Annotated in this window: 14 protein-coding genes; 4 read left to right on the forward strand and 10 right to left on the reverse strand. The window is 63.1% G+C overall.

The annotated features are described in order from the left end of the window. Positions 1–81: 81 nt before the first annotated feature. The 3 genes from BLT42_RS02785 to BLT42_RS02795 all read right to left on the reverse strand — a co-directional run bounded on the left by BLT42_RS02785 (position 82) and on the right by BLT42_RS02795 (position 4527). Positions 82–927, reverse strand: a complete 846-nt coding sequence (locus BLT42_RS02785) for a helix-turn-helix domain-containing protein (RefSeq protein ID WP_176780221.1) — start codon at positions 925–927, stop codon at positions 82–84. Between the two features lie 85 nt (positions 928–1012). Next, complete coding sequence (gene ptsP / locus BLT42_RS02790) at positions 1013–3304, reverse strand: phosphoenolpyruvate--protein phosphotransferase (RefSeq protein WP_176780222.1); 2292 nt, start codon at positions 3302–3304, stop codon at positions 1013–1015. Next, positions 3304–4527, reverse strand: a complete 1224-nt coding sequence (locus BLT42_RS02795) for an aspartate kinase (protein WP_091766437.1) — start codon at positions 4525–4527, stop codon at positions 3304–3306. Before BLT42_RS02795 ends, ptsP begins: the two co-directional genes overlap by 1 nt. Positions 4528–4734: 207 nt before the next feature. Here BLT42_RS02795 and ubiG point away from each other — a divergent pair, with 207 nt between their 5' ends. Further along, the gene (gene ubiG / locus BLT42_RS02800) at positions 4735–5499 is read left to right on the forward strand and encodes a bifunctional 2-polyprenyl-6-hydroxyphenol methylase/3-demethylubiquinol 3-O-methyltransferase UbiG (RefSeq protein ID WP_091766440.1); all 765 of its coding nucleotides are present in this window, start codon (positions 4735–4737) and stop codon (positions 5497–5499) included. A 16-nt stretch (positions 5500–5515) separates the two neighbouring features. On the opposite strand, the gene BLT42_RS02805 is transcribed toward ubiG, so the two are convergent. Genes BLT42_RS02805 through BLT42_RS02820 form a run of 4 tightly spaced genes read right to left on the reverse strand, consistent with a single transcriptional unit; the run spans position 5516 to position 7801 of the window. Further along, positions 5516–5938, reverse strand: a complete 423-nt coding sequence (locus BLT42_RS02805) for a DUF1178 family protein (RefSeq protein WP_091766443.1) — start codon at positions 5936–5938, stop codon at positions 5516–5518. Beyond that, the gene (locus BLT42_RS02810; protein WP_091766446.1) at positions 5935–6777 is read right to left on the reverse strand and encodes a carbon-nitrogen hydrolase family protein; all 843 of its coding nucleotides are present in this window, start codon (positions 6775–6777) and stop codon (positions 5935–5937) included. The genes BLT42_RS02805 and BLT42_RS02810 overlap by 4 nt, the downstream gene beginning before the upstream one ends. After that, the gene (gene grxC / locus BLT42_RS02815) at positions 6777–7034 is read right to left on the reverse strand and encodes a glutaredoxin 3 (RefSeq protein ID WP_091766449.1); all 258 of its coding nucleotides are present in this window, start codon (positions 7032–7034) and stop codon (positions 6777–6779) included. Before grxC ends, BLT42_RS02810 begins: the two co-directional genes overlap by 1 nt. Before the next feature lie 20 nt (positions 7035–7054). Then, positions 7055–7801 (reverse strand): ComF family protein, encoded by a 747-nt coding sequence (locus BLT42_RS02820; protein WP_091766452.1) that lies wholly within the window; start codon positions 7799–7801, stop codon positions 7055–7057. 140 nt (positions 7802–7941) lie between these two features. Between BLT42_RS02820 and BLT42_RS02825 the strand changes: the two genes are divergently transcribed. Beyond that, a complete protein-coding gene (locus BLT42_RS02825; RefSeq protein ID WP_233342275.1) occupies positions 7942–8763 on the forward strand; it encodes a methyltransferase domain-containing protein in 822 nt (273 codons plus the stop codon). On the opposite strand, the gene BLT42_RS02830 is transcribed toward BLT42_RS02825, so the two are convergent. The 3 genes from BLT42_RS02830 to BLT42_RS02840 are packed head-to-tail and all read right to left on the reverse strand — an operon-like array spanning position 8760 to position 10248. After that, entirely contained in the window at positions 8760–8918 is a 159-nt protein-coding gene (locus BLT42_RS02830; protein WP_091766458.1) for a Flp family type IVb pilin, read from the reverse strand. The genes BLT42_RS02825 and BLT42_RS02830 overlap by 4 nt on opposite strands. Then, positions 8918–9334 carry an 8-oxo-dGTP diphosphatase MutT gene (gene mutT / locus BLT42_RS02835; RefSeq protein WP_091766461.1) on the reverse strand — a complete coding sequence of 139 codons (417 nt, stop codon included), beginning with the start codon at positions 9332–9334 and terminating at the stop codon, positions 8918–8920. The genes BLT42_RS02830 and mutT overlap by 1 nt, the downstream gene beginning before the upstream one ends. A gap of 50 nt (positions 9335–9384) precedes the next feature. Further along, positions 9385–10248: a peptidylprolyl isomerase gene (locus tag BLT42_RS02840; protein WP_233342276.1), complete on the reverse strand. Its 864-nt coding sequence runs from the start codon at positions 10246–10248 to the stop codon at positions 9385–9387. 293 nt (positions 10249–10541) lie between these two features. Between BLT42_RS02840 and secA the strand changes: the two genes are divergently transcribed. Then, positions 10542–13412: a preprotein translocase subunit SecA gene (secA, locus tag BLT42_RS02845; RefSeq protein ID WP_091766467.1), complete on the forward strand. Its 2871-nt coding sequence runs from the start codon at positions 10542–10544 to the stop codon at positions 13410–13412. Next, on the forward strand, positions 13378–13866 hold the full coding sequence (locus BLT42_RS02850; protein WP_176780223.1) for a GNAT family N-acetyltransferase: 489 nt from the start codon (positions 13378–13380) through the stop codon (positions 13864–13866). Before secA ends, BLT42_RS02850 begins: the two co-directional genes overlap by 35 nt. The last annotated feature ends 3 nt before the right edge of the window (positions 13867–13869 follow it).

Below are 13869 nucleotides of genomic sequence, written 5' to 3' on the forward strand. Positions count from 1 at the left end.
GGGCTCCGATAACGCGAGGCGCGTCAGCATGAGCTCCTGATATAGCGGCATTGCGGCAGGCTTGCGAGCCAGTGCCGGGAATTATTCAGGATCGACTACAGCGGTCTCGGCCTGGGCCAGGGCGATATTCTCAACGGGAATCCCCGCCGCGCCCAGTGTGCCGAGTTCGACGCCACCGCGTTCCAGCTGAATCGCACCGGCATCGGACGCCGAGAAGGTCAGCCCGTCTTCGCGCGCCTGATAGACATCACCGGCTGCCAGCGTGCGCGAATACAGGATCCGGCCCGAGGCGTCCTGGATTTCCAGCGTCGTCGGCGCCGTGGCACGCAGCGTCAGTCGGTCCGTTTCAGCGGCATCGCCAAGGGGAACACCGGTCCAGATCGTCCCGACATCGGCCGGACGCCGGGCGGGCTGAAAATCAGCGCGGGCCCATTCCGGAGCCGCATCAGGCGGCGAAGGCATATTGGCAATCACCCCGAATGACGGCGATTGCTCGGCATACCACCAGGCGACCGACGCGACGCAAACCAGAATAAGCACGGCGCCGAAGGCACCGCGCGGCAATTTGATCGGGTCGCGCGTCTTGGCCGAGGCAGAGGGCACGGCACGGCCGGTCTCGGTATCAACTTCACGCTTGAACTGCTCGACAATGCCGACCGGCTCAATGGCCAGGAAACTGGCATAGGTCCGCAGATAGCCAATCGCATAGGCGCGGGCTGGCAGGCCGCGTGTGTCCATGGTTTCAAGAGCTTCAAGGTAGTCACGGCGAATACGGGTACGGGCAGCCGCCAGATCGAGCGTCAGCCCCGCCTTGGTGCGCGCCTCGCGCAGCCGGTCACCCGCTGAATGCTGCACATAACTCGCGCCACTCTCCGAAAACACCGCATCTACTGGCACAAAACCCGCCATTCCTGTTTGACTCGACATACCCTTAACCCCTCCCCCGACCGGGGCAGAATGCTCACTCAGGGCAAGTGATCGGGGCTTCCCCACACCACTCTTAACCATAAGATCAAATTCTGCGCCCGTTTTCAACAGCCTCGCCAGGTAATCCGGCTTCGGCACCGGCGTTCAGCAAGAGCGGTCTCAAGCTATCGGCCGGGCTATCCATACGGCTAGCAAGCCAGGTGCCAAGCTTGTCGGCGTCGAGACCGGAGATGAGTTTCTTGATCGGGCCGAGATTGGCAGCGGCCATGGAAAGACTTCGGTAACCAAGCCCTATCAGGACCGCAGCCTCCAGGGGCTTGGAGGCAATTTCACCGCACACGGACACAGGAACATCATGTTTGGCGCACGCATTGCGGATTTGCCGGAACAAACCGAGCGCTGCCGGAGAGAGCACATCGTACCGATCCGAGACACGCGCATTTTGCCGGTCGGCGGCGAAGAAATACTGCATCAGGTCATTGGCGCCGACCGAAACGAAATCGACAGCATCGATCACATGCTCGATGGCCCAGGCAATACCGGGCGTTTCCAGCATCAGGCCGATCTTGACCTCCGAGGGAAGCGGATGCCGGTTGTGTTCGGCATGCTGCAATTCGCGCTCGAGCATGGCACGGGCCGCGCGCATTTCCCACGGCGCGGAAATCATCGGAAACATTACATGCAGGGGCCGGCCGGCGGCAGCCTGGATCAGGGCACGCAACTGGTAGCGCAGCAGGCCCGGCCGATCGAGGCCCATTCGGATCGCGCGCCAGCCCAGCGCCGGATTGGGTTCGACCATTGAGGGCGCGAACGGCGCCACCTTGTCACCACCCAGATCGAGGGTGCGAAACACGACCGGCTTGCCATTGGCCGCGTCGAGCACGCTGCCATAGACGGCAGCCTGGGCGTCAAGTCTGGGCAGGGTGTCGGCGACCATGAACTGGAATTCGGTGCGGAAGAGTCCGACACCATCGGCGCCCGTCTGTTCGAGATGGCTCAGTTCGACCAGCAGGCCGGCATTGATGTGCAGGCCGACCCGTTGGCCATCCAGCGTCACCGAGGGACCGCGCATCTCGGCATATGAGAGACGCCGGATCGAGAGGACCTGCAAACGCTCATCATAGGCTTCGATCACATCGACAGGCGGGCGGATATGCAGCACGCCAAATTCCGCGTCGAGGATCACCGGATCGCCATTCTCGGCACGATCAAGTGCCCCCTCAAGGCGGCCGATCAGCGGGATACCCAGCGCCTTGGCGACGATCGCCGCATGGGAAGAGGCCGACCCCTCTTCCAATGCCACGCCGAGCAATTTGGTCCGGTCGAAATCGAGCAGTTCGGCGGGGCCAATATTGCGGGCAATCAGGATCGCGTTATCGGGAAGATTGATCTGGGGGGCCGCATTGCCATCGAGGTGCCGCAACAGGCGATTGGCCAGGTCTTCCAGGTCGTGCAGGCGTTCTCGGAAGGTCAGATCAGCGGCCTTCATCAAACGCGCCCGGTTTTCATTCCGCACGCGTTCGATCGCCGCTTCCGCCGTCAGACCGAGCCGAACAGCCTCGCGCAGACGTTCCAGCCAGCCGCGATCATGGGCAAACATGCGATACGCCTGCAGCACATCGCGCGTCGGGCCACCGAAGGGTACCCGCCCGCTTTCGAGCATGTCGTCAATCGAGGAGCGCAAACCGTCAATCGCCGTGTCGAGCCGGGCTTCTTCGCCCGCAGCATCTTCCGAAATCAGGCGGTCAGAGCCGACATGCGGCTCGAACAACACCGCGACGCCCTTGACCAACCCGCCGGAAAACGCGCCGCCCTGCAGCCGCTCTGGCTTGGACTGGCGCACATCGAGACCGGCCATTTCCTCGGCATCGACGATGTCTCCGGAGGCCACGATCTCGGCCAGCACCATGGCGACGGTCTGCAGCGAGTCGATCTCGTCTTCGCCGACCTGGCGTTCCACCGTCGACTGTGCCGTCAACACGCCGACCAGGCGGCCTCCGCGCAAGATTGGCACACCGACAAAAGTGTTGAAGGGTTCCTCGCCGGTCTCGGGCCGGTAGGAGAAAGCGGGGTGCGAACGGGCATCAAATGTCGCAAACGGGCGCGCCCGCCGCGCCACCAGACCAACCAGGCCTTCACCGGGTTGCAGACGGGTATGGTGAACAGCTTCAGCCTTCAATCCGTGGGTGGCGCATAATTCGAGCGCGCTGGAGCGCCGGGCCAGATAGATCGAACACACATCCCAACCGGCCTCGTCGGCGATCAGCGTGGTGAGGTGGTCGAGCCGATCCTGGGCATTCTCGCGCGTCGCCATCAGCTCGCGCATGCGCCTTAGCAGGCGGCGAGGGTCACGGGTATTGGGCGTTTTCGCTTCCATCAATTCCCCATTCGATCCAGGCCATAGGCCGCGTGCAGCGCGCGTACGGCGCGCTCAACCGCGTCATTATCAATCAGCGCCGAGATCTTGATCTCGGACGTCGCCAACACCTTTACCGCAATTCCGCTTTCACCGAGCACACCAAACAATGATCGGGCGACATCGGCGCGCTGACGCAGACCGGCGCCAACGACCGACACCTTCGCCAGACCGGTTTCCGAACCGATCCGCAGCCCCGGCAATCCCTGCTCCAGTGCCGATTGGGCACGATCAAGGTCACGGTGCGCAACTGAAAATTCCAGATTGACGGTATCCGGCTCACGCCCATGCGCCTGCACGATCATGTCGACGCCGATCCCGGCATTGGCGAGAATGGCAAAGGTCTCGCTGGCGAAACGCGATTGCGGCGCTCCGCCCAGAACCGCGATGCGGGCCTGGTCACGGGCATAGGCCACGCCGGAGACGACGCGCCGTTCGGCAATATCACGATCGGCCACGATATCGGTGCCGCGGCTCTGGCCGGCAGCCAGGAAGCTCGACAGAACCCGCATCGGCACATGACGCGATTTGGCAAACTCGACCGAACGCGCCTGCAGGACCTTGGCCCCCTGTGCCGCCAGCTCGAGCATTTCATCATGGCTGATCGCATCGAGCCGGCGCGCTGCCGGTTCAATGCGGGGGTCGGTCGTGTAGACGCCATCGACATCGGTGTAGATATCGCAGCGCGCCCCCAGCGCGGCAGCCAGCGCCGCTGCGGAAAGGTCCGTACCGCCACGGCCGAGCGTCCGCAGACAGCCGTCCTCGGCAATACCCTGATAGCCGGCCAGGACCGGTACGATGCCGGCGGCCATGGCCGCTTCAAAGGCCGAGGCCTCCATGCCTGCGATGCGGGCCGCGCCGGGTGGTCCGTCCGTAAAGACCGGTGCCTGCCAACCCAGGAAAGAGCGCGACTGCAAACCGCGTTCACGCAGCGCCAGCGCCATCAGCGCCGCCGCGACCTGCTCGCCGGCCGCCAGGGCCACATCGGTTTCTGCATCACCCAGCCCGGCGCCGAACTCGCCGGCCAGGCCAAGCAGGCGATCCGTCTCTCCCGCCATGGCCGAAACGACGACAGCGTGCGTTTCGCCGCGCGCGACCGCTTCGGCCACAAGGCCGGCGGCATGGCGAATACGCTCGATCGTGCCGACCGAACTTCCGCCAAATTTCGCAACGACGCGTATCATTCCAGCTGTCCCTCGCTCAGTCTCGAAGCCACGACGGTTCAAAACGTCGCACCCGTCTCGATAAGCCCGTCCGGCAGGGCCATAATGTGGCTGTCAGGATATCGCGGATTGATCCCGCAATGTTATCGCGGTTTCCTACTTGGACGAAGCCTTGTACGCAACGCTCGAACGCAATATTGCGGGATTACGCGCCTCAGGAGAACAGGCATGGCCAGCACTGCCGCACCGGAAACCCTCTCCCGCCCTTCGGTCGACCCGGAGGAAGTCGAGAAATTCTCGCGCATTGCCGCAGACTGGTGGGATCCGGACTCCAAGTTCAAGCCCCTGCACAAGTTCAACCCGATCCGGCTGGCCTTCATCCGCGACACGATTTGCAGCCATTTCAGTCTCGCCGGGACACGCCCGTTCGAAGGTCTGCGCGTGCTCGATATCGGGTGCGGCGGCGGGCTGGCGTCTGAGCCCATGGCCCGTCTCGGCGCGACCGTCACCGGCGTCGACGCGGCCGAAGCCAATGTGAAGACCGCCGCGGTGCACGCTGCCGAGCAAGGGCTCGAGATCGATTACCGCCACGGCGTTGCCGAGCAATTGATCGAGGCCGGCGAGCCGCCCTTCGATGTCGTGCTCAATCTGGAAGTGATGGAGCATGTCGCCAATCCCCACACCTTCCTCGTCGACTGTTCAGCGCTGGTCAAACCGGGCGGGCTGATGATCTGCGCCACGATCAACCGGACCTCCAAGGCCTTCGCACTCGCTATTGTCGGCGCGGAATGGGTGATGGGCTGGCTGCCGCGCGGCACGCATCGCTTCCACAAGCTGGTCCAGCCCCGTGAGCTCACCGCCGCCCTGCATGAAGGCCGTATGGAGACCGATGACGCAGTCGGCGTCAGCTATAACCCGCTCAATGACCAATGGACACTGGGCGACGATACCAGCGTGAACTACATGGTGGTGGCGCGCAAACCGCAGGCTTGATGCCGGCCCTGGCCGGTCAATTCGCCTTCTTCGGCGGCGTCGGTGCCAGCGCGTCCGGCAGGGGCGCCACCGGAACCCCCTCTTCGCGCAAGGCCTCGCCCTCCTCGGGCGTGGTCTCGCCATAGATCAGGCGGTCCGGCTTGTCGCCGGCATGAATCGCGCGCGCCTCGGACGCAAAATCCTCACCGACATAGTCGAAATTATTGCGGATATGCGCCTTCACCTGCGATGCCATCGCCTTGAGTTTCGCCTCCGGCGTCGCGTCGCGTTTGCGCGAGGTTGAGACCGCCGGCGACATCACCGCCTTGCGCACTGTCACCGAGCCGCATTGCGGGCACTCGACCAAGCCTCGATCATTTTGATCGTCAAAGGCGGAAGAGTTCGAAAACCAGGCTTCGAACCCGTGCTCCTGATCACAAAGGAGCGCATAGCGGATCATCTCAGGATCATCTCGTCCGGGCCGCCCAGCTCGCGGTCATGTAGCAGCGCCGGGATGCGCGAACGGGCATCAGCGACCCTGTCCATTTTCAGCTCGGCCAGCAGGATTCCCGGCTCATCATGATCAAGCATGGCTGTTACAGCGCCCCACGGGTCGACAATCATGGAATGCCCCCAGGTGCGGCGGCCATCCACGTGCAGGCCAGCCTGGGCCGGCGCGATCACCCAGGAACCGGTCTCGATCGCCCGCGCGCGCAACAGGACTTCCCAATGCGCCCGTCCGGTTGGCCGGGTAAAGGCAGCCGGCACGGCGAGAATTTGCGCCCCGGCCTGGGCCAGACGGCGATAGAGATAAGCAAAGCGCACATCATAGCAGATCGACAGCCCGAGCCGCGCCGGACCGATATCGGCCAGGACAAGCCGGTCGCCAGCGCGATAATTTGCGGATTCACGGTAGGTTTCGCCCTGCCCCAGACCGACATCGAACATGTGCGCCTTGTCGTAACTGGCGAGCAATTGCCCGTCCGGCGCAAACAGGAAAGACCGGTTCGCGGCGCGGCGATCCCCCAGCTTGACGGCCAGCGAGCCAATCAGCAGCGTGATACCGAGCTCTTTGGCCAGCGCCGCAAACGCCGGAATAGCCGGATCGTCTTGCGGCGTCCGCATCACGGCGAAGGCCTGGTCCGCATCCTTTTGCACCAGATGCGTGGTTTCCGGTGTCGCAATCAGGGTTGCGCCCTGCGCTGCGGCCTGCCGGATCAGATCGCAGGCCATCGCCAGATTGGCGGCCGGATCGATACCGGACCGCATCTGGATCAGGGCTGTTGCGATCACGCTCATTACAGACCCAGCATCCCGTCCAGCTTGCCCGCACGATCCAGCGCCATGAGCTGATCACAACCGCCGACATGCTCCTTGCCGATAAAGATCTGCGGGAAAGTGCGGCCGCCGCGGGAGCGTTGCACCATTTCCTCGCGTTTCTTCTGGTCGAAACCGGCATCGATCTCCTCGAAGGCGACTTTCTTCGATTTCAGCAGCGAGATCGCGCGGGCGCAATAGCCGCACATGGGTCGGGTATAGATGGTCACATTGGCCATTGGGGCACTCCTTTACCCTTTTACATAGTGGGATCGCTGGCGCGTACAACACGACAGAGCGTCACAACAGTCACAACGTCAGCTCCGGCGCGCCGTAACTGGCGCGCACAGGCCGAAGCCGTTGCTCCGGTCGTGAAGACATCATCGACCAGAACAATATGGCTGCCGTCAAGCCGGTGACCGGGCGCGATGCGGAAGGCGCCGGCCATATTGCGCCGCCGCGACAACACGCTCTTGCCCGCCTGGCTCGGTGTCGCCCGCGTTCGCAACAGCCAGCCGGCCTGCATCGGCACCCCCGTCTGGCGCGACAGGGCCTGGCCAAGCAGGGCGGACTGATTGTAGCGCCGCGCCAGCAGGCGGCGCCAGTGCAGCGGTACCGGCAGGATATAATCAGCGCCGTCCAGGCAGGCTGCGCCGGCCTGGGCCATCCAGCGGCCGAACTGGTCGATCATTTCGCGCCGGCCGCCATTCTTGAAGCCCAGCACGAGTTGCCGTGAAACATCGCCATAGGCGAGTGGCGCCCGGGCGCGGTCGAATTTGGGCGGGCGGGCCATGCAGGTCGCGCATAACATGCCTGTGTCGGTGCCAATTCCCGACGCGTAGGGGAAAGGTGCGCCACAGCAATCGCACCAGGGCGCAGCGAGAAAATCCAGCCCCTGCCAGGCGCTCGCATCCAGTCGGCCGCTGGCATCGACCGGCACACTGTGCACCGGACAGACCGGCGGCCAGATCGCATCGGCAATTGCTGTCAGAACGCGTTTGCTCACACCGCCCCCTTCCCTTGGCGCGCCGCAAAAGGCATATCGGCTGCATGTCGCCCGACCTGCCCCCGCTTTTGTTCGATCGAGGCCTGCTGCGTCAGCGCCGCAACCGCGCCGCGCGCAGCATACAATCATACAATTTTCTCGTGCAACGGGCGTTCGACGATATTTGTGACCGGGTCGAAGGCGTCATGCGCGACTTTGACCACGGCGTGATCCTCGGCGGCGGCCCCGGTCTGCAAGCAGAATTTCGCCACCGCCATGCCGGTAGCAAGACCGGTTGGGTCGCGCAGAGCGATCTGGCACCGGCCGTTGCAGGCCGGCTTGAAAGCCCTGCCCTGGCACTCGATGAGGAGCGCCTGCCCTTCGCCGATTCCAGTCTGGATCTGATCATGGCCCCGCTCGGCCTGCACTGGACCAATGATCTGCCCGGCGTGCTGGTGCAATTGCGCCGGGCGCTGAAGCCGGACGGTTTTCTGGCGGCCGCGCTGCTGGGCGGCAATAGCCTCACCGAATTGCGCCAATGCCTGGCAACAGCCGAGAGCGAGCTGAGCGGCGGCGCCCATGCGCGCGTCTCGCCGCTGGCCGGCACCTTCGATATTGCAGCCCTGCTGCAACGCGCCGGTTTCACCATGCCGGTTGCCGATATCGACCGTGTCACGGTGCGCTATGACAATGCCTTCGCCCTGATGGCCGATCTGCGCGGCATGGGTGAAACCAGTATTCTCGCGGACCGGCCCCGGAGACCGGCGACACGGGCCCTCTTCGTGCGTATGGCCGAAATCTATGCGCAGCGTTTCTCTGACCCTGACGGGCGTATCCGCGCCACATTCGAGATCGTCCACGCCGCCGGATGGGCCCCGCATCCCGATCAGCCGGTCGCCAAGCGTCCAGGCTCGGCGACGGTGAGGCTGGCCGATGCGCTGGGTGTGACGGAAGAATCTGCGGGCGAGAAGGCCGGGCGCTAGATCGCGCCTGCGACGTCGTTATAGAGCCGGGCCACGGCCGGACCAAAACTTGCCCAGAGGCCTAGGATCACCGTCGCCATTGCCGCCGCGATCATGCCGTACTCGATCGCCGTGGCACCGCTTTCATCGCGGATGAATCGTTTCAGCATGGACATCACAGGCGATCCCTCAACTCGGCAGCCAGCGGGAGATCCGCGGCCGGCATGCGATACTCACGCAGCTTTTCCTTGCGCACCCAGGCGAGTTCCTGACCCTCATTGGGCTGGGGGAAACCATCCCAGGTCCGGCACAGGAAGAAGGGCATCACAATGTGGAAGTCCGGATAGGCGTGCGAAACGAAGGCAAAGGGATGCAGGCACCGCTCACACGGTTCGACACTCAGCTCTTCACGCAATTCGCGAACCACAGCCTGCTCCGGTGTCTCACCCGGCTCGATCTTGCCGCCGGGAAATTCCCAAAGGCCCGCCATCGGCTTTCCCTCGGGGCGCCTGGCGATCAGGATACGGCCATCCGCATCCAGCAAAGCACAGGCGGCAACATAGAGGACCGGTTTGGGGCCACGAGCATCCATTATGAACAAACTCCGTTAAGGGCAGGTGCAGGAAGGCGGTTAAGCGGGTCTTAGCCGGGATCGGCGACCGAATCACCTGCTTCGACCTCAACGCCCTCGACGATGGGTTCGCCAGCGTCCGCGGGCCCGATATCGCCCTCATCCTCAAGCATGATATCCGGTTCCGGCAAGGCCGCCCGCTCAATCACCGCCTGCTGCCGCAAACCCTCAATCAGCCCCTCCAGCTGATCGAAGGTGTAGAAGCGCACAATATTCGGCCTCAACGTCTCCAGGCTCGGAGGTGGTTCGCGGCGACGGTCGATCACGTGCAGGATATGCCAGCCAAACTCGGTCTCGAACGCTTCGGAGGTTTCGCCCGCTCCAGTCCGAAAGGCGACAGCCCCGAAAGCCGGCAATACGCCCTCACGCGTGAAATACCCCAGATCGCCGCCCTGCAGCCGTGTCGCCTGGTCCTGGCTCATGCGCACAGCCAGCGAGGCGAAATCCTGCCCGGCATCCACCAGCGCCCGGATCGCCTCGGCCTCTTCGCGGGTATCGACGAGGATATGGCGCGCACGCACCTCCTCGCCGAGCGGGATGAGTCGAACCTGTTCCTGGTAAATCCGCTCGATCGTCGCTTCATTGACGGCGTCGGCGAGCGCCGTTTCAACCAGCACATTCCCGAGAATGCGTTCCTCGGCGAGCGCCAGCCGCCGCTGTGCCTCCTCCGCCTGGTCGAGGCCGCGGCGCCGCGCTTCCATCGCCAATAGACGCTGATCGATCAATTCGTCGAGAATCGCCGCGAATGCCTCGCTTCCCGGCGCGACCGGCGGAGATTCGCCGCCCTCCGCCTGGCTTGCCGCTTCGCGCTCGACATCGGAACGGCGGATCAATGTGCCATCGACCCGCGCCATGACCGGATCGCGCTCATCCAATGACAGCGCGGAACCGGACGGTCCGAAATCCGCGGCTGTACGGCGCGGCTCAGGCCCGCATCCGGCAAGTACGACAAGCGCCAAGCTTGCTGCAAAAAGACGTTTCATCGACACCAACTTCACCTCGCCGGGCCATGCGGACGCATACTGTGCCGCGCGGCTTGATTGACACTGATTGTCCCCATCCTTAAGTCAGCCAGACGTTTCAAAGCAATGCCAGCGCCTGCGCCGGTCCATTGATCTGGCCCCTGACGCATTTGCTAGCCCAACCGTTGTTCGCAAAGCCAGACACCATGCTCTCACTTGCCCGCAAGATCTTCGGAACTGAAACTGGCCGCAAATTGCGCCGCATGAAGCCGATTGTCGACAAAATCAATGCACTCGAGGCCGATTTCAAGGCGCTCTCCGACGAAGCCCTCAAGGGCAAGACCGCCGAATTCCGGGCGCGCCTGGAACAGGGTGCCAAGCTCAACGACCTGTTGCCGGAAGCTTTCGCCGCCGTTCGCGAAGCTGCCGACCGGGCGATTGGCCTTCGTCCCTACGATGTGCAGCTGATGGGCGGCATCGTCCTCAATGACAGCTCGATCGCCGAGATGAAGACCGGCGAAGGCAAGACCCTCGTCGCCACCCTGCCCTGCTATCTCAATGCCCTGCCGGGGACCGGCGTCCATGTCGTGACGGTCAATGACTATCTCGCCACGCGCGATTCCGAGTGGATGGGCAAGGTGTTCGCGCAACTGGGTATGACCACGGGCGTGATCTCGCACGGCAAGTCCGACCAGGAACGCCGCGAGGCCTATGCCTGCGATATCACCTACGCGACCAATAATGAGCTCGGCTTCGATTATCTTCGCGACAATATGAAGTACTCGATCGAGGAAATGGTCCAGCGCGGCCATGCCTACGCCCTCGTCGACGAAGTTGATTCGATCCTGATCGATGAGGCGCGCACGCCGCTGATCATTTCCGGCCGCACCGAGGATCGTACCGAATTTTACAAGACGATCGACGCCCTGATCCCGCAGTTGGGTGACGACACTTATGAGATCGACGAAAAGGCCCGCTCCGTCCTGCTGACGGAAGAGGGCAATGAAGAGATCGAACGCCTGCTGCGCGAGAATGACCTGCTCAAGGAAGGCGATCTGTACGACATCGAGAATGTCTCCATCGTCCACCACGTCAACCAGGCACTGAAGGCCCACAAGATCTTCCAGATCGACAAGGACTATATCGTCAAGGGCGAAGAGGTCCTGCTGATCGATGAGTTCACGGGCCGCATGATGCAGGGGCGCCGCCTGTCTGACGGCTTGCACCAGGCAATCGAGGCCAAGGAAGGCGCGAAGATCCAGCCGGAGAACCAGACGCTGGCCTCCGTCACCTTCCAGAATTATTTCCGCCTCTACAAAAAGCTCGCCGGCATGACCGGCACGGCCGCGACCGAGGCCGACGAATTTCATTCGATCTACGAGCTGGAAGTCGTCGAAATTCCGACCAACCGGCCCATCGCGCGGATCGATAATGAAGACGAGGTCTTCCGGACCCTGGTCGACAAATATGCGGCCATCGTGGACGACCTGGTCGATTGCCAGGAGCGCGGCCAGCCCGTGCTCGTCGGTACGGTTTCGATCGAGAAGTCCGAGCAATTATCGAAACTGCTCAGCGACAAGAAGACCTTCCGCGATACGCTCGGCCATCTCTATCCCAAGGATGATGCCGAGATCGAGGCGTTCAAGAAGTCCGGCCGCCCCGACGCCCGTCCGCTCAAGGACATGCTCAAGCTGATCCCGCTCGAGCATAATGTGCTCAATGCGCGCTATCACGAACAGGAAGCCCTGATCGTCGCCCAGGCCGGTGTGCCCGGGGCTATCACGATCGCCACCAATATGGCGGGCCGCGGGACCGATATTCAGCTCGGCGGCAATGCCGATATGCGCATGATGCAGTGGAAGGCCGAACAGGCTGAAAAAGGCGTTGAGCCCGATGAGGCTGCCATCGCGGCCCAGAAAACAGTGATCGCCGCCGATATCGCCGCCAAGCGCGAAATCGCGCTCGCTGCGGGCGGGCTCTATGTCCTCGGCACCGAGCGTCATGAAAGCCGCCGCATCGATAACCAGCTGCGTGGCCGTACCGGCCGCCAGGGTGATCCGGGCCGGTCGAAATTCTACATTTCCGTACAGGACGACCTGCTGCGCATTTTCGCGCCGGAACGCCTGGACGGGATCATGAAAACGCTTGGCCTGAAAGAGGGCGAGGCGATCACGCATCCGTGGATGTCCAAGGCATTGGAGACCTCGCAGCGCAAGGTCGAGCAGCGCAATTTCGACATTCGCAAGAACGTCCTCAAATATGATGATGTCATGAATGATCAGCGCAAGGCCGTGTTCGAGCAGCGCATTGATTTCATGACCGCTCCCGATGTTGCCGACGTCATCAAGGACATGCGCCACCAGACCGCCGAAGATCTCGTCACCGAGCACATCCCGCCCAAAGTCTATGCGGACCAGTGGGATGTCGAGGGCCTGGCAACGGAATTGCGCGAAGTCTTCGGACTCGACCTGCCAGTCCAGGACTGGGCCAAGGAAGAGGGCATTGCCGACGAGGAAATCCTCGAACGCGTCACTGAAGCTGCCGACCGGGCCTTCGCCGAGAAGGCCGCCAATGGCGGTCCTGATTTGATGCGCCGGATCGAGAAATCCTTCCTGCTTCAGGCCATCGACCAGAACTGGCGCGAGCATCTGCAAAATCTCGACGCGATGCGCTCGATGATCGGCCTGCGCAGCTATGCCCAACGCGATCCGCTCAATGAGTTCAAGACCGAGGCCTTCGCGCTGTTCGAAAAAATGATGGACAGCCTGCGCGTCGAAGTGACCAAGCAACTGATGCTGATCCGCTTTGAGCGCGCACCGGCGGCGCCCGAAGTGCCGCAGGACATCACCGCGACCCATATCGATCCGCGTACCGGTCGCAATGCGATGGGTGCGCCCGATGCGGGGCCTGTCGCCTCACGCGTATCGCCAACCCAGCGCCGGACCTCCGAGCCAGCCGATCCGACCAAGCCGGAAACCTGGGGACGCGTAGCACGCAATGCCGCCTGTCCTTGCGGGTCGGGCAAGAAATACAAGCAATGTCATGGCGCCATTGGCAGCCGCGACACCGAAACCTGATATTCGCCTGCGCCCTGCCCGACCGGGCGAGGCGCAGGCATTATCGGCCCTGTGCCTGCGCTCAAAGGCGTATTGGGGCTATGATGCGGCCTTCATGGCCGCAGTTGAGCCCTATCTCAAGGTCACTGACGAGGCGATCCGCGCGGGCCATGTCACCGTCGCCCAGAGCGCCGACGGCAATCCGGTCGGCGTCTGCCAGATCGACCCGAACGGCCATGGCGGCTCACTCGATTTGCTGTTCATTGAACCGGATATCATCGGCACGGGTGCCGGCCGCGCGCTGTTTGAACGCGCCAAGGCGCAATTGAAGTCCCTGGGCTTGCCGGTGATGACGATCCTGTCGGATCCGTATGCCGAGCCCGCCTATCTGCACATGGGCGCTCGCCGCGTCGAGATGCGCAGCTCAGACGTCTTCCCTGGACGGGAATTGCCCTGGCTGGAAGTGGCACTGTGATAA

Source organism: Maricaulis salignorans (assembly GCF_900103475.1).
GTDB classification, from domain to species: Bacteria; Pseudomonadota; Alphaproteobacteria; order Caulobacterales; family Maricaulaceae; genus Maricaulis; species Maricaulis salignorans.